This is a genomic window from Nonomuraea sp. NPDC004580 (assembly GCF_040609855.1).
GTDB lineage: Bacteria > Actinomycetota > Actinomycetes > Streptosporangiales > Streptosporangiaceae > Nonomuraea > Nonomuraea salmonea.
Map to the genome: position 1 here is coordinate 57,763 of NZ_JBEXLH010000014.1, position 17,075 is coordinate 74,837.

At 68.6% G+C, this 17,075-nt stretch carries 20 protein-coding genes and 1 pseudogene; 13 read left to right on the top strand and 8 right to left on the bottom strand.

All coding sequences use genetic code 11. The annotated features are described in order from the left end of the window. Positions 1 to 5: 5 nt before the first annotated feature. Together ABZW11_RS17380 and ABZW11_RS17385 are read right to left on the bottom strand one after the other, a co-directional pair. Positions 6 to 140: a hypothetical protein gene (locus tag ABZW11_RS17380; RefSeq protein ID WP_355417991.1), complete on the bottom strand. Its 135-nt coding sequence runs from the start codon at positions 138 to 140 to the stop codon at positions 6 to 8. Then, positions 140 to 520, bottom strand: a complete 381-nt coding sequence (locus ABZW11_RS17385) for a helix-turn-helix domain-containing protein (RefSeq protein ID WP_355417994.1) — start codon at positions 518 to 520, stop codon at positions 140 to 142. The genes ABZW11_RS17380 and ABZW11_RS17385 overlap by 1 nt, the downstream gene beginning before the upstream one ends. 114 nt (positions 521 to 634) lie before the next feature. Here ABZW11_RS17385 and ABZW11_RS17390 point away from each other — a divergent pair, with 114 nt between their 5' ends. The 4 genes from ABZW11_RS17390 to ABZW11_RS17405 all read left to right on the top strand — a co-directional run bounded on the left by ABZW11_RS17390 (position 635) and on the right by ABZW11_RS17405 (position 3,117). Next, positions 635 to 934 (top strand): hypothetical protein, encoded by a 300-nt coding sequence (locus ABZW11_RS17390; RefSeq protein ID WP_355417997.1) that lies wholly within the window; start codon positions 635 to 637, stop codon positions 932 to 934. Between the two features lie 482 nt (positions 935 to 1,416). Then, entirely contained in the window at positions 1,417 to 2,409 is a 993-nt protein-coding gene (locus ABZW11_RS17395) for a transcriptional regulator (protein ID WP_355418000.1), read from the top strand. A 14-nt stretch (positions 2,410 to 2,423) separates the two neighbouring features. After that, positions 2,424 to 2,783: a hypothetical protein gene (locus tag ABZW11_RS17400; protein WP_355418003.1), complete on the top strand. Its 360-nt coding sequence runs from the start codon at positions 2,424 to 2,426 to the stop codon at positions 2,781 to 2,783. 127 nt (positions 2,784 to 2,910) lie between these two features. Further along, on the top strand, positions 2,911 to 3,117 hold the full coding sequence (locus tag ABZW11_RS17405) for a hypothetical protein (protein ID WP_355418006.1): 207 nt from the start codon (positions 2,911 to 2,913) through the stop codon (positions 3,115 to 3,117). Between the two features lie 6 nt (positions 3,118 to 3,123). On the opposite strand, the gene ABZW11_RS17410 is transcribed toward ABZW11_RS17405, so the two are convergent. The 3 genes from ABZW11_RS17410 to ABZW11_RS17420 all read right to left on the bottom strand — a co-directional run bounded on the left by ABZW11_RS17410 (position 3,124) and on the right by ABZW11_RS17420 (position 5,657). Beyond that, positions 3,124 to 3,471, bottom strand: coding sequence for a hypothetical protein (locus ABZW11_RS17410; RefSeq protein ID WP_355418009.1), 348 nt, complete (start codon positions 3,469 to 3,471; stop codon positions 3,124 to 3,126). 613 nt (positions 3,472 to 4,084) lie between these two features. Then, a complete protein-coding gene (locus ABZW11_RS17415) occupies positions 4,085 to 5,071 on the bottom strand; it encodes a CPBP family intramembrane glutamic endopeptidase (RefSeq protein ID WP_355418012.1) in 987 nt (328 codons plus the stop codon). A gap of 22 nt (positions 5,072 to 5,093) precedes the next feature. Beyond that, a complete protein-coding gene (locus ABZW11_RS17420; RefSeq protein ID WP_355418015.1) occupies positions 5,094 to 5,657 on the bottom strand; it encodes a hypothetical protein in 564 nt (187 codons plus the stop codon). Positions 5,658 to 5,870: 213 nt separating this feature from the next. On the opposite strand from ABZW11_RS17420, the gene ABZW11_RS17425 reads away from it, so the two are divergent. Beyond that, entirely contained in the window at positions 5,871 to 6,470 is a 600-nt protein-coding gene (locus ABZW11_RS17425; RefSeq protein WP_355418019.1) for a TetR/AcrR family transcriptional regulator, read from the top strand. On the opposite strand, the gene ABZW11_RS17430 is transcribed toward ABZW11_RS17425, so the two are convergent. Continuing rightward, the gene (locus ABZW11_RS17430; RefSeq protein ID WP_355418022.1) at positions 6,378 to 7,175 is read right to left on the bottom strand and encodes an alpha/beta fold hydrolase; all 798 of its coding nucleotides are present in this window, start codon (positions 7,173 to 7,175) and stop codon (positions 6,378 to 6,380) included. The genes ABZW11_RS17425 and ABZW11_RS17430 overlap by 93 nt on opposite strands. A gap of 200 nt (positions 7,176 to 7,375) precedes the next feature. Further along, on the bottom strand, positions 7,376 to 8,146 hold the full coding sequence (locus ABZW11_RS17435; RefSeq protein WP_355418025.1) for an SDR family oxidoreductase: 771 nt from the start codon (positions 8,144 to 8,146) through the stop codon (positions 7,376 to 7,378). Between the two features lie 130 nt (positions 8,147 to 8,276). Between ABZW11_RS17435 and ABZW11_RS17440 the strand changes: the two genes are divergently transcribed. The 8 genes and pseudogenes from ABZW11_RS17440 (at position 8,277) to ABZW11_RS17475 (ending at position 15,679) form a co-directional block, all read left to right on the top strand. Further along, complete coding sequence (locus ABZW11_RS17440) at positions 8,277 to 8,909, top strand: TetR/AcrR family transcriptional regulator (RefSeq protein WP_355418028.1); 633 nt, start codon at positions 8,277 to 8,279, stop codon at positions 8,907 to 8,909. A 3-nt stretch (positions 8,910 to 8,912) separates the two neighbouring features. Then, positions 8,913 to 9,041 (top strand): annotated as a pseudogene (locus tag ABZW11_RS17445) (MerR family DNA-binding transcriptional regulator); the annotation flags it as partial. An 870-nt stretch (positions 9,042 to 9,911) separates the two neighbouring features. Next, positions 9,912 to 10,241, top strand: a complete 330-nt coding sequence (locus tag ABZW11_RS17450) for a PadR family transcriptional regulator (RefSeq protein WP_355418031.1) — start codon at positions 9,912 to 9,914, stop codon at positions 10,239 to 10,241. 2 nt (positions 10,242 to 10,243) lie between these two features. Next, positions 10,244 to 10,633 (top strand): DUF1048 domain-containing protein, encoded by a 390-nt coding sequence (locus ABZW11_RS17455; protein ID WP_355418034.1) that lies wholly within the window; start codon positions 10,244 to 10,246, stop codon positions 10,631 to 10,633. Further along, on the top strand, positions 10,633 to 11,397 hold the full coding sequence (locus tag ABZW11_RS17460; protein ID WP_355418037.1) for an ATP-binding cassette domain-containing protein: 765 nt from the start codon (positions 10,633 to 10,635) through the stop codon (positions 11,395 to 11,397). Before ABZW11_RS17455 ends, ABZW11_RS17460 begins: the two co-directional genes overlap by 1 nt. Before the next feature lie 12 nt (positions 11,398 to 11,409). Continuing rightward, on the top strand, positions 11,410 to 12,174 hold the full coding sequence (locus ABZW11_RS17465; protein ID WP_355418040.1) for an ABC transporter permease: 765 nt from the start codon (positions 11,410 to 11,412) through the stop codon (positions 12,172 to 12,174). A gap of 9 nt (positions 12,175 to 12,183) precedes the next feature. Then, the gene (locus ABZW11_RS17470) at positions 12,184 to 13,383 is read left to right on the top strand and encodes a cytochrome P450 (protein WP_355418043.1); all 1,200 of its coding nucleotides are present in this window, start codon (positions 12,184 to 12,186) and stop codon (positions 13,381 to 13,383) included. A gap of 955 nt (positions 13,384 to 14,338) precedes the next feature. Next, the gene (locus tag ABZW11_RS17475; RefSeq protein ID WP_355418046.1) at positions 14,339 to 15,679 is read left to right on the top strand and encodes a cellulose binding domain-containing protein; all 1,341 of its coding nucleotides are present in this window, start codon (positions 14,339 to 14,341) and stop codon (positions 15,677 to 15,679) included. Between the two features lie 111 nt (positions 15,680 to 15,790). Here ABZW11_RS17475 and ABZW11_RS17480 read toward each other — a convergent pair whose 3' ends face one another. Next, on the bottom strand, positions 15,791 to 17,032 hold the full coding sequence (locus tag ABZW11_RS17480) for an iron-containing alcohol dehydrogenase (RefSeq protein ID WP_355418049.1): 1,242 nt from the start codon (positions 17,030 to 17,032) through the stop codon (positions 15,791 to 15,793). Between the last annotated feature and the right edge of the window lie 43 nt (positions 17,033 to 17,075).

The window sequence follows — 17,075 nt, forward strand, 5'->3', positions numbered from 1 at the left end:
TCCTTTCAGGACTCGATGAGGTTGCCGTCGCACCAGAAAGCACAGTCCTCACAGACCGGGCCCGTCAGGTCGCCGATGACGGCCTTCCGGATGCTGGTGGTCGGGTCGCCGCAGATGACGCACGCGGCCTGCTCGCCCATCACGCAGCCCGCCGAGCGGGCACCGCGGCCAGCAGAGCGACTGCCGCCCGGTGGTAGCACTGGTGCTTGCCGCGCTGCCCGGCCGGGCAGGTGCAGCCGGACGCGTGCACCAGGTAGTGGGTGGTGCCGTCCGAGGAGACGGCGCTGTACATGCCCTTGCGCGACGTGGGGAGGATGGCGCCCTGCTCGATCAGCTCACGCGCCTTGTCGACCTGGTTGGGCTTGAAGTCGTCCAGGTCGGCGGTGGCGGTGATAACCCACCGGCCGCCGGTCTTGATGGCGTCCAACCGGCCGTTCTGGGCCCAGCGGCGAATCGTGCGCGGGGAGACACCGTAGGCGGCGGCTGCCTCGCGGGTGCTGACCTGAATCGTGCTGGCCACCAGAACCCCCACATCGGTACGCGGTTGCGGATCTACACTCCGGAACTCTGTTGCGTCTCCGACGTTAGCCCACAGAGATGCGTTGCGCAACACTGTTCCGCTACAATTTTTCTCATGACCCAAGACGAGACCACCCCGCCCACACCCCTCGCCCTGCTCGACGAAGCCACCGCCCGCTACTGGAAGACCAAACAAGCCCATGAGCGGGCGCAGCAGGACGTCATCGCCGCCGCCCTCGACGCGCTCAAAGCCCGTGAACGCCCCACCGACGTCGCCGAGCGCAGCCCCTTCACCGACGCCTACATTCGGCGCCTCGCCCGCGACAACGGCATCAAAGCCCAGCCCAAGAGCAAAGGCCCCCGCCGGCGAGCCGCCGCGCCACCACCCGAAACCAGCCATCCCGAAGCCTCCTGACCTAGCGACCCCGGCCATCACGCCGGGAATCCCGCCACATCCAGAAGACCGCGAACACCACCACCGCCACCATGAACAGGCGCTGAACCACCACTGCACCAGCACCGCACACCCACTAGCGAACCCCCGAAAACGGGGCAGAATCGATCTCACCGAAGGAGATCGCCGTGGACGTCGTCACAGATTGGAACGGGGCCCTAGCAGCCACCCTCAGACGGGCCTACCACTACTCCCAACAAGGATTCGCCGAACGACTCGGCGTCTCCCCCCGCGCCGTCGCCAAATGGGACGCCTGCCCCACCATGCAGCCAGAACCCGAAACCCAACAAATCCTCGACGTCCACCTCTGGCAGGCGCCCGACCACGTCAAAGCCCGCTTCACCTACCTCCTCCAACAACAAGCCACCCAACCCCCGCCACAACCCGCACAGCCCACACCACCACCGCAGGAGCGGACCGATGACGATATGAACCGCCGCGACATGCTCCGACTCTTCACCATCGCCGGCGCCGTCATCGCCACACCCCAGGCGAGCAACGCCCTCGACCTCGACCGGATCGCCAACCGCGCCCACCGGCCCGACCTCGAAACCGTCACCCAGTACGAAACCCTCAACGCCCACCTGTGGCAGGTCTTCATGCTGGCCAGCAGCAAACGCAAGGTGTACCCCCTCGTCCAAGACCACCTCGCCACCCTCGTGGACGCACTCCAACGCTCCACCACCGAGACAACCCACAAGCGGCTGTGCGCCCTCGCCGGCGACCTCTTCCAACTCGCCGGCGAAATCCACTTCGACGGCAACGCCTATACCGACGCCGCCCACTGTTACACCCTCGCCGCCTCCGCCAGCAGAGAAGCCGGCGCCTACGACCTGTGGGCGTGCGCCATGACCCGCCACGCCTTCATCGGCGTCTACGAACGCGACTACGCCAAGGCCGCCCCCATGCTCGACCTCGCCGCCCAGCTCGCCCAGCGAGGAGACAGCGGCCTGTCCACCCGCCACTGGGTATCCGCCGTCCACGCGGAAACCCTCGCCGGGCTCGGAGACCTCGACGGCTGCCAGCGCGCCCTCGACGCCGCCGAACAAGTGCGCGGCCTGACCGGGCCCGTCCACAACGGCGGCTGGCTCCGCTTCGACGGCGGACGCCTCCACGAAGAACGCGGAACCTGCTACGTCACCCTGCGACGCCCCGACCTCGCCGAGCAGGCACTCACCGACGCCCTCACCCACCAGCTCACCACCCGCCGCCGCGGCGGCGTCCTGGTCGACCTCGCCTCGCTCGGCATCCAACGCGGCGACCACGACCAGCTCCTCGACTACGGCAAGGCGGCCGTCGAGCTCGCCCGCCGCACCGGGTCCGGCGTCATCGGCCAGAAGCTCCGCGGCCTGCAACGCCAGTTCGCCGACCTGCCGCGCGACGGCCGGATCACGGCCTTGAACCAAGACATCGACGAGCTGGCCATGGCCAGCTGATAGGAGGCACCAACGTGGAACCGGGCCGCATCTTCCGCGAGGCGTGGATCGCAGGCGTGCGCAAGCACTACCCGGGCGAGCCGAAGCCCGGCTATGTCGCGCCGTGGGAGGAAACCCCGGAGTGGGAGCGGGCGAGCGCGGCGGCCGTGGAGCAGCAGGTGCTCGCGTTCGTCGAGTCCTCCGACGGCCAAACCGCTCACCTGTCCCGCGAGCAGCGCGGCCTGTTCGTCGCCCTGTGCTGGGTCGCCCAGATCTACCGGCACATCCCGGACCCGAAGCCGTCGTACGTGGCTGACTGGGACGATCTGCCGCAGTGGCAGCGCGAGACCGATTCCGACATCTTCGATGCTGTCGAGCGGCACGCCAGAGGGTAGGCGGACCATTCATAACGTCCGGCGGGCGAGGGTGCTCCTCGCCCGCCGGTCTCGTTTCTGGGCCTGGTGATCAGGGCTGGCATGAGGGCACTCTGTCGGGGGAATCATCGTCGCATGCGAGGTAGCCGTGGACCCGATCCTTCTGCTCGCCCTCATCGCCGCCGCCGTCTACCTGGGGTCGTGCGCCCGGCACCCGTACCGGCCGTGCAAGTCGTGCGGCAGGTCGAAGGAGACGCGCAGTCAGTTGTTCAAGGGCGCGTTCGGGGCGTGCCGCGGCTGCCGAGGCCGCGGCCACTACGTACGGTGGGGCGCCCGCCTGATCGGCAAGAGCTGAGCCGGCTCAGACCGCCGGCCGCCGCGCCGAACGCCCGCGCAGCAGCGCGACGACGGCACCGAGAACGAGCACGACCCCGACGAGCACCCTCGCCCACGCCCACACCAGCGCAGACTGCATAGGGCCTACGGCCAGGCCGGCGAACGGGTTGCCGCGCAGCTCGTCCAGCTTCGCCAGGAACTCGCCGGTGCGGAGGATGAACAAGACCGCCGGATCGCCGGTGACGCTGGTGCCGAGCACGGTGACGGTGACGGGCCACATCATCAGGAGCGCGCCGACCGCGAGCGCACCCCAGGAGGCGATGCGCGTGAGGAATGCCCGGTCGATGGTGATGGAGGCTGGCTTGTCGTTCATCGGGTCTGCCTTCGGATTGGGCTCGGCCGTGAGCCGGGTGGGCGCGCCTGGGAGCGGCGTGCGGACGGAGTGTGGACGCGCCCGATTGCAGTCCGGTTGACGGCTGCTGATCCACGGGACGAAGCGGTGACAATCGCCGCCGGCCCGGGAACCGTACGGGAACCAGCAGTCCCGGACTGGAACGGGAATCGCGAACAAAACCGACACGCACGAGCGGACGGGCGACGCTCCGACCAGCGAAACCCTTGATCCCGCGACACATCCCGGCACACCCCGACACGATCCCCCACAGACTCATAATCCGTGGGTCGTGGGTTCAAGTCCCACCCGCCCTACTCTCTAAAACCGCGTTTGACCTGGGGTTTCTCGGTTCTTGCCAGCCCCGGATCTCGTTATTGATCATGGCTGGTGCTCGCTGGTTGCTCGGCGGCGCGGGTTGTGCAACCCGGTAGATCATTTAGGCCGCCATCGTCACGACAGATCCAGACGGCCATCCTGGCCCCGTACCGCTCGGCGTGGCGGAAACTGGACAAACAGGGGGTCGCGGCCGTCGCCGGGCGGCCGGATTGAATACGTGCCCGCCGGCTGTGGCATCACTCTGCCGGGCGGCGCTTCAGTTGGTGAGGCTCGGCTCGTTGATCTGCGCATGAGGTGCCGTACCCGGGGTGAGTGCCGGCCCGGTCTTCCGCGTGAACCACCAGACCAGGGCGGTTATCACGATGACAGTGGCGGTGGGGACCAGCTGGAGCGGCGTTCCCACCCCGTCGGAGCGGTCCTGCGTGGCACTGCCGAGGTCGACCCGCAGGGAGGTGGCGAGGATGAAGGTGAACGTATTGAGTACGGCGTGGAGCATGACGGAGATCTCCAGCCCGCCCATCCGCCAGGTGATGACGGCCAGACCGGTCCAGAGCACGAAATACCAGAGGATGAGATACGGGTCGGTGGCACCGTGCAGGGCGGTGAACAGCACGCTCGTGACCAGCACCCCGGCCACGAGCCCGGCCCGCCGGCTGCGGGTCCAGCTGCCGACGACGCGGAAGATCAGCCCGCGTACGCCGTATTCCTCACCCGCCGACTGCAGCGGCGTCAGCAGCAGCGTAGCCAGGAAGATGACGATCAGGTCGTGCTGCGACCACGGCGACTCCTCGACCGGCTTGAACGCTCCGAGGGCGTTGGCCACCAGCCAGGCGGGTCCGAATACGAGCAGCGATTTGCCCAGCAGGTCGAACCGGAACCGTGATGTGACGGAGTGCAGGGACGCGCCCGGCACGCCGTAGAGCCATCGCTGGATGAGCATGCTCCACGGGATGAGCAGGGCGAGGGAGAACATCGAGCTCGCGTGGTAGAGCGGTGTGTAGTCGGTGCCGCCGAGGATCGGCGGGGTCTCGCCCATCCGTACGTCGAAAGTCGCGGCCACCCGCCCGATGACGAGGGGGAAGACGACGAGCCCCGCCAGCAGAAGGATGATCGCGAGGATTCCGCGACCGATCCGGCGTTTGTCGCCGGCGAGGACACGGTGATATTCGACGCCGGCGGGGACGGACGGCACACTGCGGGACGCGCCCGGAGTGAGAAGCCAGCTCGGCTTGCTGATGGTCATGGGCTTCCTTTCGGGGGGGTGGTTACTTCCCGGCCTGGTCGAGCAGGCTGTAACGCAGGCGCAGCGCCCGCTCGGTGCTTGCCAGAACGGCTCCCACCGCGAGGGCGAAGTTGAGCCAGATCGGCAGGTGGACGGGCGACTCGAAGGGGCCCACGTGGGCGGCGATCGAGGGGATCCGCGAGATCGGCTGGGCGAGCTGCAGCACGTTGAGGCCCACGCCGACGAGCAGCATCAGCACCGAAAGGAAACCGATCGAGCGACTCAGCGCCCGGTGGTCGCGTTCGAAGCGGGCGCGGCGCCCCTCGGCGGTCCTGGGATCGGGGATGAGTTGACGCTCCCCGCCGGCGGGAGTGACGTAGTGGCAGTGTTTGATGCCGAAGGCGCTGATCGCGACCTCGATGGTGCCGCCTTCGACCGGGAAGGCGGCCGGCAGCTTCGACTCGGCGTGGTGCCTGCCGTCGCGGTAGAGGTGCGCTCGGGCTTTACCGCTGCCGGTGTTGGCCCGATAGGGAAGGTCGACCGCGTACACCGTTCGGCGGCCGTCGGGGTCGGTCAGCGGCAGGTAGAACAGCGCGCGGAAAGGCACCTGCCACCACCGCACGGGTTTCAAGGGCCGCCCGTTTCCGGGGATGACGCGCCTGACTGCCCGCTGTCGCTGCCATTCCTTGATCATCTTGCCTCCACGCACCTCGTCGGCGGCCGGCGTTTCACTGGTACAGTGTGCTAGTCGGCACGCTAGCACACTGTGCCAGTGGGATGCCGGTACAGTGTGCTAGTAAAGTCAAGCGGGGGTGACCTGGTGACGAAGGATCGGGGCGACATCGGCTCGCGGGAGAGGATTCTCGCGGCGGCGGCGGCAATGCTCGCGGAAGATGTGACGGCGAGACTGAGCGTGCGTGCGGTTGCCGCACGGGCCGGAGTGAGCATGGGCTCGCTCCGGTTCCACTTCCCGACCCAGCGCGAGCTGCAGGACGCAGTGCTGACGAGGATCTACGACCATGTTTTCCCGGACAGCCCGATCCACGACCGGTCGCTGCCCGCCCGGGATCGCCTGGTCAACTGTCTGCGCCAGGTCCTCGCTCCGGCGGGTGTCGGAGCGCAGGCACGTGAGGCGTGGACCCTGGCGTACCAGACGTATATCGCGCCCGAACCGACCGACGAGGTACGTGCCGCATATCTCGCCATAGAGCGCGGCGGGTGGCAACGTATCGAGTACTGGCTGACGGCTCTCGCTGACGAAGGCGTGCTCCCCAAGGAAGATCACGCACGCCGGGTCAAGTTCCTGCTCACCGTCCTCAACGGACTTTCAATCGAGCGGGCCCTGCCGGCCGAGGAGTCGATCCTGAAGTCCGAGACCGACACGCTCTACATGGCCGTCGATTGCGTCCTCGCCTCCTGAGCGCACGAGGACGCTCATGGCAGTGGCAGGTGGGGACGACGGCACTGGACGCGTACCAGAAGGACCGGATGGCGACGTTCCAGCCGTTGAGAAGGGCATCCTCGGACAGGCGGCTGCCCAGGTTCTCGTCCGTGTTGTAGACGCGGTGACGTAGGCGTACCGGTCCTCGGTGACGGCGGCGGAGATGCCGTCGAAGACCTTCTGCGGGACGCCCGTCGGGTTGTCGTCGGCCTGCAGCAGGAACGGCTCCAGCGACGCGAGGAAGGCCACCTTGGCGATCCGGCCGGAGCCGTACCGGCCGAGGCAACGCCCGACTTCGCCGGTGCCCATGCTGAAGCCGACCAGCACGGCGTCGGTCAGGTCGAGATTCTCCAGCACCGTGTTCAGGGCCTCGGACGAACGCTGCTTCCCAGCCGTCGTGACCGGGAACAGCTCGCCCAGGTCGTACAGAACCGGCGCCTGTTGCTCGGCCGACGCGAAGCACCGCACGGACTGGCTGGAGCCGACGCCGCGCGGGTCCACGCCGACGATGTCGAAGCGATCGAGTAGCTCGTCGCTCAGGAAGGCGGGCGCGAGGCGGGCGATCGCGGTGGCGGAGACGCCGGGGCCAGCCGGGTTGAGGAACAGGCTGCCGATCCGGTGGGCCTGGTCGTCGGGTTCCCAGAATCGAAGCCGGTGGTCTCGGCGCTGACGACAGCTCGGCAAGGGGATGCGGTGACAGACCTCGGCGCGAGACGGGTCGGGCTGGAGCGGCGACGTGAACCCCGCTGGCGCGACAATGGGCGCAGAGCACGAATACGGTCTCTCGCGGGCAATGACGGCGACTCCCGTACCGGAACGCCGTCCTTGCGCCAGTGACGCGGGCCGGCCCGGGCGGAGTGTCTGCCCGGGCCGGCCGTCGAGGGTCAGGCCTGCTGGATCCAGTCGGTTGTCTGAACCGGGGGCTTCGGGGGCTCGACCGCGGTGAGGCCGCCGTCCACGGGGATGACGGCCGCGTTGACGTAGGAGCCGCCGGGGCTGGCGAGGAACGTGATGACCTCGGCGACGTCCTCCGGCTGGCCGACGCGGCGCAGCGGGATGAGGTCGATGTACCGATCAAGCCAGATCGCGGGAGCGCTGGTGTAGATCGGGCCGGGCGAAACTGCGTTGACCCGCACGTTGGCCGGGCCGTACTCGGCGGCGAAGGCCCGGGTGATGGCGTTGACTGCTCCCTTGGTGGCGACGTAGATCGCGTTGTTCTCGTCGCCGAGTACGGCGGATCCGCTGCTGATGTTGATCACGCTGCCGCCGCCACGTTCGGCCATCTTCGGAGCCAGCGCGGCGGTGAGCAGGAAGATCGCGCGCACGTTGGTGTCGAACAACTCGTTGTACTGCTCGGTGCTGAAGCCGGCGCTGGGGCCGAAGGCGCCGGCTCCGGCGCTGTTCACCAGGATGTCCACCTCGCCGGCCTCCTGGGCCAGCCGGCGCACGTCGTCTTCGCTGGTTAGGTCAGTGGCGACGAAGCGGGCCGTGCCGCCGTCGGCCTGAATCTTCTCGACCACTTCGGCCCCGCGTTCGGGGTTGCGCCCCGAGACCACCACGCTCGCGCCCCGCGCGGCGAGGGCGATCGCTGCCGCCCGCCCGATGCCGCTGGTGGCACCGGTGACCAGGGCTGTCTTTCCGGTCAACTCACTCATGACCAACTTCCTCCGTTCTGGATGCTCGCATAACCGCCCCGACCTGCCCGTAATTCCGTACCGATCGATCGGTGCAAAATCATGGTAGCAGTTCTGGATCGAGCGGTACGGAATCAGTAAGCTCGGTCACATGAACGTCCAGAAGAGCGCATCCGTCGGCCGGCCGCGGGGCTTCGACGCCGACGAAGCCCTCGAGAGCGCGATGCGGGTGTTTTGGCAGAACGGCTACGAGGGCGCGAGCCTGTCCGACTTGATCGAGGCCATGGGCATCAGCCGTACGAGTATGTACGCGTCGTTCGGCAACAAGGAGGAGCTGTTTCGCAAAGCGTTGACGCGCTACGCCGACGGCCCCGCGTCGTACGGCGCCGAGGCGGTGGCCGAGCCGGCCGCCCGCGACGTGGCCACCGTCTTCCTGCACGGCGCGGTCCGCAGCGCCACCCTGCCCGGCTACCCGACCGGGTGCCTCAGCCTGCGGGCCTCCCTGATCGGCGGCGAGGACAGCCAGCTCATCCGTGAGCTGCTGGCGGATTGGCGCGACGAGACAAGCGCCATGCTGCGGAAGCGATTCCAGCGGGCCGTCGACGAGGGTGACCTGCCCGCGGAGACTGACCCGGCGCTGCTGACGAGGTACCTCATGATGATCGGCAACGGAATCGCGGTGCAGGCCGCCGCCGGCGCCCCGCGCGACGAGCTCCAGCTGATCGCTGATGCCGTCCTGCAGAGCTGGCCGCCCGTGCTTTCTCGACAGCAAGACGAGCGATGACCAGTGGACGCGAAGGCCTGGAGCACCCGTGAACTGGCTGAACTGGCCGGCACGACGGTCAATGCCGTCCGGCACTACCATCGAATGGGCCTGCTCGCGGAACCAGAACGCCGGCAGAACGGCTACAAGCAATAAGGAATAACCCCACAGTTCGCGCACGGCTGTCCGGCATGTCCAGCCCCAGGACCTGGGCGTTCTTCATGGAGAAACGCCCAGGTCGGCGGTTGAGGAAACGTCGGGCTCAAAGGCGGCCAGTACGGCGTCTCCTCGGTGAACGTCACCAGTCATGCGACGGATTCCTGTGGTCGTTCGGTCGACGACCTCCCCGGATGGCAAGAATGCTCGAGCCCCTGTCCTTGAGCGGCACACGCGTGCCTGCCGGCCGACTGGACGGATCCTCAACATCGCCCGCAGGCGCGAGCCAGGCTGGCCAAGGAGGCGTCGGCGGTCCAGCGGGTGGCCTCGTTCTGCACCGCCAAGGTGATCGAGGCGCAGGTCGAGGCGGCCCCGCTGTACATCGTCAGCGAGTACGTCGCCGGCGACCGAAGTCGGCGAGGACGGCAAGGACAGGCAGGAGGTCGGCTTCGTCTTCGGCGACGAATTCGTCGCCCGGTGGGACGCCCAGGACAACGAGCTCGTACTGACGAGGCCGGCGGCGAGCAGTGAGCGGATCAGGGTCCCGTGCACCTGGATCTCGCGATGAATGTCCAGATAGGACAGCCCCAGATGGCCTGCCACGGCTTGGCCGAAACCTGGAACGACCCCTCGGCTTGTACGGCCGTTCCCGACCGGGCCAGCGCGACCCAGGGCAGCAATCCCGAAACGACCACAGCGGACAGCCCCGCCACCAGCCCGACGCGGGCCGCACGATGGGCCCCGCTCTGATGGCCACGTGGCCGCGCCGCTGACCGACTCTCCTCTATTCGGTGTTGCTAGGTACTGGTAGTCAGTGTTACTTTGTACCAGTAGTCAGCGACACCGAGTAGCTGAAGGAGGTGCTCCATGGGCAAGCTCGTGACGGAGATGCTCAAGGGCACGCTGGAGGGCATCGTCCTGGCGATCCTCTCCGCCCGTCCCGCCTACGGCTACGAGATCACGGCAAGGCTGCGCGACCAGGGCTTCACCGACATCGCCGAAGGCACCATCTACGCCCTGCTGGTCCGGGTCGAGCAGCGCGGCCTGGTCGACGTGAAGAAGGTCCCGTCGGAGAAAGGGCCGCCGCGCAAGGTGTACTCCCTCAACGACCAGGGGCGGGAGTACCTCGAAGAGTTCTGGAGGACCTGGAGCTTTCTGGCCGAGAGGCTCGAACAGCTCCGCGAAGGGAGCAAGTAGACGTGGCCGACGAATCGAAGAATCTCTACCTGCAGTATTTGGAGCTCGTCACCGGACCGCTGGAGGAGAAGAAGCGCTGGCGGCAGTACAAGGCGCGCATCAAGCGCCTCCCCGACAACTACCGCACGGCCGTCGAGGCGCTGGAGCGATACCTGATGCACTTCGGGCCGGCCGACGGTGCCGGCGCGATGGAGATGTACGAGGACCTCGCCGACCTGTTCGAGCAGAGCGCCGCCGACCGCACCCCCATCCGCGACATCTTCGGCGACGACCCCGTGGAGTTCGTCGAGGCATTCATGGCCAACTACCCCCTCGGCCAATACCGGACCCGCGAGCGCAACCGCTTCACCAGCGCCATCGACCGCGCCGCAGAACAAGACAGGACACAGTGATGACGACCCAGCAACCCCCCGCCATCCAGGTGCACGGCCTGGAGAAGTCCTACAAGGACCTGCAGGTGCTGCGCGGCGTGAACTTCGAGGTGGCGCGCGGCAGCATCTTCGCCCTGCTCGGCTCCAACGGAGCCGGCAAGACCACCGCCGTGAAGATCCTGTCCACGCTGCTCAAGCTCGACGCCGGTACCGCCCGCGTCAACGGCTTCGACGTCGCCACCCAGGCCGCCGACGTGCGCGAGTCGATCAGCCTCACCGGCCAGTTCGCCGCCGTGGACGAGATCCTCAGCGGGCGCGAGAACCTCGTCCTGGTCGCCCGCCTGCGCCACCTCAGGAACCCCGGCAAGATCGCCGACGACCTGCTCGCCCGCTTCTCCCTCACCGACGCAGGCGGCCGGAAGGTCGCCACCTACTCCGGAGGCATGCGCCGCCGCCTGGACATCGCGATGAGCCTGATCGGCAACCCGCCGGTCATCTTCCTCGACGAGCCCACCACCGGCCTCGACCCCCAGGCCCGCATCGAGGTCTGGCAGGCCGTCCGCGAGCTCGCCCAGGGCGGCACCACGGTGCTGCTCACCACCCAGTACCTGGACGAGGCCGAGCAGCTCGCCGACCGGATCGCGATCCTGCACGAGGGCCGCATCCTCCTCAACGGCACCCTGGACGAGCTCAAGCGGCTGCTGCCGCCCGCCAAGGTCGAGTACGTCGAGAAGCAGCCCACCCTCGAGGACGTCTTCCTCTCCCTCGTCGGCACGAAAGCCTAAGGAACCCCCACCATGAGCAAGCATTTCTTCGGCGACACCACCGTCCTGCTGGGGCGGTCACTGCGCCACATCACCCGCAGCCCCGACACCATCATCACCACCGCGATCATGCCGATCGCCATGATGCTCATGTTCGTCTACGTCTTCGGCGGCGCGATCAGGACCGGGTCGGACTCCTCCTACGTGAACTACATGTTGCCCGGCATCCTGCTCATCACCGTCGCCTCGGGCATCGCCTACACCGCCTACCGCCTGTTCATGGACATGCAGGGCGGCATCTTCGAGCGTTTCCAGTCGATGCCGACCGCCCGCTCGTCGGTGCTCTGGGCGCACGTGCTGACCTCTCTGGTCGCCAACCTGGTCTCGCTCGTGGTCGTCATGCTCGTGGCGCTGCTGATGGGCTTCCGCTCCAGCGCCGGCGTGCTGGCCTGGCTGTCGGTGGCCGGCATCCTGATCCTGTTCACCCTGGCGCTGACCTGGATCGCCATCATCCCCGGCCTGACAGCCAAGACCATGGAGGGCGCCAGCGCGTTCTCTTACCCGCTCATCTTCCTGCCCTTCCTCAGCTCCGCCTTCGTGCCCACCGACACCATGCCCACCCCGCTGCGCGTCTTCGCCGACAACCAGCCGGTCACCTCCATCGTCAACGCCATCCGCGCCCTGTTCGCCGGCCAGCCGGTCGGTAACGACATCTGGGTCGCCCTGGGCTGGTGCGTCGGCATCCTCGCCGTCGCCTACGCCTTCGCCATGAACACCTACCGCCGCAAGATCTCCTGAGGAGCCCCCATGACCCACACCCTCCCCTCCATGCCCACCAGCCGTCAGCCCGGCTGCCCCTTCGACCCGCCCAAGGAGCTGATCGACGCCCGCGAACAGAGCCCGATCAGCCACTTCACCTTCCCCGACGGCCACCAGGGCTGGGTCGTCACCGGCTATGACCTGACCCGGCAGATCCTCGCCGACCCGCGCTTCAGCTCTCGCCGGGAGCTGATGAAGCACCACCCGACCGTCGACTACGGCGACATCGAGGTGCCCCCGGCGCCGCCCGGCGAGTTCCTGCTGATGGACGAGCCGCAGCACGGCCGCTACCGCAAGCCGCTGGTCGGCAAGTTCACCGTCCGCCGGATGCGGCTGCTCACCGAGCGCGTCGAGCAGATCACCGCCGAGCACCTGGACGCCATGGAGAAGGCCGGGCCGGCCGTGGACCTGGTGACCGCATTCGCCAAGCCGATCCCGGCCATCGTGATCTGCGAGCTGCTCGGGGTGCCGTACGAGGACCGCGGCTTCTTCCAGGAGAACATCGACAAGTTCCTCGGCGGCGAGGTGGGCGACGAGGAACTGTTCGCCGCCTACCTCGCCACGCAGCAGTACCTCGCCGAGCTGATCACGGCCAAGCGGGCCGACCCCACCGACGACGTGCTCAGCGACCTGCTCGACAGCGACCTGACCGACGAGGAGCTGAAGGGCATGGCCCTGATCCTGCTGTCGGCCGGCTTCGACACCACCGCCAACATGATCGCCTTGGGCACCTTCGCCCTGCTGCAGAACCCCGACCAGCTCGCCGCGCTGCGCGCCGACCCCTCCCTCGCCGACCAGGCCGTGGAGGAGCTGCTGCGCTACCTGACGGTCGCCAAGCAGTTCTTCCGGGTCGCCCTGGAGGACGTCGAGCTGGGCGGCCACACCATCAAGGCCGGCAGCACGGTCGTCCTGTCCCTGTCCACCGCCAACCGCGACCCCGACCGCTTCACCGACCCGCACCGGCTTGACGTGCACCGGCAGGAGGGCGGCCACCTGGCCTTCAGCCACGGCGTCCACCAGTGCCTAGGCCAGCAGCTCGCCCGCGTCGAGCTGCGGGTGGCGCTGCCCGCGCTGCTCGGCCGCTTCCCCACGCTCCGCCTGGCCGTGCCCGCCGACGAGGTCGCCCTGCGCCCCGAGGCCGCCGACATCTACGGCGTCAAGAGCCTCCCGGTCACCTGGGACGTCTGATCACGAACCGACGCCGGGCGAGGGCTCGTACGAGCCAGACGGGGTTTGGCTGCTCGGCCCCTCGACCGTCGAGCGGATGGCTGACAGTGCCGGCCCGGCACCCCGTCCGAGACGGGGCAAGGCCGGTCCGCTGCACGGGCAGCATCGGCGCTGCGCGCGTCCGATGCCGACCGCGACCGCGTTACCGAGCTCGCGCCTGAGCTGGTCATCGAGCTACGGGTGAGCGGCGGCCACGTGGACCTGGTCCTCGCGCCGGGCATGGTGGTGGACGCCAACGAGCTGTCGGTGCGGCCAGTCGGCACGCAGCGCTTCCTCATGACTCATGCGCCCAGGAGCGCAAGCGGCTCGGCGAGCGCCGCGGCTTGGCGGTGCTCGGCGCGTATCGGCTCGTGACCCTTGCGGAGTCTCGCGTAGGCCAGGTGTAGCACGCCTGTCGCCGTGAAACTTTCAGTCTGTTCGCGGGTGAACGATGTGTCACCTTGCCAGCAGGAGGGGCATGGGCCGCCGCTCATCCGTAACAGAGGAGCGGGCCGCGCCTTGACGGCGACCGCCCGCCTCGTATTTGCTCCGTCCGCACCACCACCCATCGGCGGAGGGCAGGCACGAGAGGTGTGTTAGCGGTAACACGATGACCGCCAAGCACTTCACCTGCCACCAGGTCGGCACGGACGAGAGGACTGATCAGCCTCATGTTGACGCTATCCGAGGCCCTGGCACCGCCCCTTTCGGCGAAGCCACAGGCAGGTGAGTGATGTTACGGGGCAGATCCATCTTCGCCGCCGTCACGGTCGCGGCGCTTCTCGTGACGGCCACCGGTGGTACGGCGCTGAGCAGCAGCGAAACCACGTCACGCACGGCGAGCGTCGCCGCGGCGACGCCAGGCTGCGGCAAGACTCCAACGCTCAGAAGCGGCACGCACTCGATCCAGAGCGGTGGCCGGACTCGCTCCTTCATCGTGAGAATTCCCGATGACTACGACAACACCCGCCCCTACCGGTTGATCTTCGGGTTCCACTGGAGAGGCGGCACCGCCAACGACGTCGACTCGGGCGGGAGCAGCGGATTCACCTGGTCCTACTACGGGCTCAGGCAACTGGCGAACAACACCGCGATCTTCGTCGCCCCCCAGGGCCTGAACAACGGCTGGGCCAATTCCGGCGGCGAAGACCTGACCTTCGTCGACGACATGATCAGGCTGATCGACGCAGACCTGTGTGTCGACACCACGCAGCGCTTCGCCGGAGGCTTCAGCTACGGCGGCGGCATGAGCTACGCCCTGGCCTGCGCCCGGGCGTCGGTCTTCCGCGCGGTCGCCGTCTACGCCGGCGCCCAGCTCAGTGGATGCAGCGGCGGCACCCAGCCCATCGCCTACATCGGGCTGCACGGCCTCAGGGACAACGTGCTCAACATCTCGCAGGGCCGATCCCTGCGCGACAGGTTCGTCAGGAACAACGGTTGCACCGCACAGAACCCTCCCGAGCCGGCACAGGGCAGCCTGAGTCACGTCGTCACCGCCTACTCGGGATGCCGGGCCGGGTACCCGGTCGTATGGGCGGCGTTCGACGGGGGTCACTCCCCCGGCCCAGTGGACGGGTCCACCGCCGACGACGGCGCACGGACCTGGACCAAGGCAGTGGTGTGGAACTTCTTCAACCAGTTCCAGGGGGGCACGAACGACACCACTCCGCCCACCGCCCCCGCCGGGCTGGCGGCCTCCGGCACCACCGCCGGCAGCACCAACCTGTCCTGGACCGCTGCCACCGACGACGTCGGGGTGACCGGCTATGACATCCTGCGCGCACCCGGGGCCACCGGCGGCACCTTCGCCCAGGCCGGCACCTCGGCCACGACCTCGTTCAGCGACACGGGCCTGACCCCGAGCACCACCTACCGTTACCAGGTGCGCGCACGGGACGCCGCCGGCAACCTCTCGCCGGTGTCCGAGACGGTCCAGGTCACCACCGCCGCCGGCGGCGGCACCGGAGCCTGCACGGCCACGCCGACCGTGCAGACCCAGTGGGGTTCCGGCTATGTGGTCCAGCCGCTGACGATCACCAACACCAGTACCTCGACGATCACCGGTTGGACGGTCACCTTCACGCTCCCGGCCGGGCATACGCTGACCGGCTCGTGGAACGCCACCGTCACCACCAGCGGGCAGACCGTCACGGCCAAGAGCATGAGCTTCAACGGCACGCTGGCCCCCGGAGCGAGCACCACCAGCCTCGGCTTCCAGGCCGGCCGTCCCGGCGGCGACACGGCCCTGCCCTCCGGATACACCTGCACCAGCCCGTGAACGACGTCGAGCCCGCCCGTACCGGCACCCGCCGGTATGGGCTGGCCCAGGCCGGCTCCCATCAAGGCGTAGCCGGGAGGGTGGCGAACTCGTCGTCACGCGGAAGGCCCGTCACTGTCTCTGCTGCTCCGGAGTCAGGACGTGCCGGGTCCGGTCCCCGAGCCAGGCCGCGTCGAGGATCGCGGTCAGGCTGGCGGTGTCGGTCGGGCCTGGATGGTTCTGGATCAAGCGGGTGACGCCGCCGGCCATCTCCGCGAAGCGCGGCAGGTCGGCGCGCGCCACGCCGATGTCCGCCAGGGTAGGAGGGATGCCGATGCCGGCAAGGAGCCCGTCGAGCCAGGTGAGGAACGTGTCCGCGGCCTCGGCCTCCGAGGCGTCGGTCACGTCGAGCCCGCACACCTTGGCGAGGACGGCCAGCCGGTCTTCGATGGCGTCCCTCGCCGCGTCCAGCGCGTAGGGCAGCAGCAGCCCGACGCCCAGGCCGTGCGGTGTGTGGGTGGCTGCGCCGATGGGGTACTGGAGGGCGTGCGGAGCCGCGTTGCCCGCGTGGGCGAATGCGAGCCCGGCCAGCATGGACCCGTAGGACATGTCCGCGCGCGCGTCCTTGTCGCCTCCGTCCCTGACGACATGGGGCAGGCTGCGGGCGATCCGCTCCGCGGCCAGGAGCGCGTAGTGATCGGTGATCGGGTTGCGGCCGAGGAAGACCTGCTCCACCAGGTCGCGCGGCCCGTGGGCCCGGGGTCGCGCGGTGTAGCTCTCCACTGCGTGACAGAAGGCGTCGATGCCGGAGTGGGCGGTGACGGTCGCGGGGCAGGTGTAGGTGAGCTCGGGGTCGACGATGGCGAAGTCGGGCACGAGGTGGACGCTGGAGACCCCCACCTTCAGCTCGCGGTCCGGGTCGGTCAGCACCGAGACGGGCGTGAGCTCGGAGCCGGTGCCGGACGTCGTCGGGATCGCGACGAGAGGAGTCGTCGGCCCCGGCACCTTCGACTCGCCGTAGAAGTCGCGCGGCGTCCCGCCGTGGCACCGGATGACGCCGACGATCTTGGCGAGGTCGATCACCGTGCCGCCCCCGATGGCGAGGATCACGTCGGCGTCCACCTCCGCGGCGGCCGAGACGGCCAGGGCGACGTCGGCGAGTGGCACGTCCGGAGTGGCGTCGGCGAACATCCCGACGACCTCGACCTTCTCCCGTACGGCGGCCACGATCCCGGCCACGCCCGGCTGCCCCAGAAGAACCCGGTCGGTCACGATGAGGACGCGCGAGCCGCACTCGGCCACCACTCGTGGAATGTTCTGCGCGACCCCTTCGCCCACTATCAGCTGGCGTGGCCCGCGGACGGTCTCAAGCATGTCGGTGCCTCTCTGGAACGTCGGCGGTGCGGTCGGCGGTGCG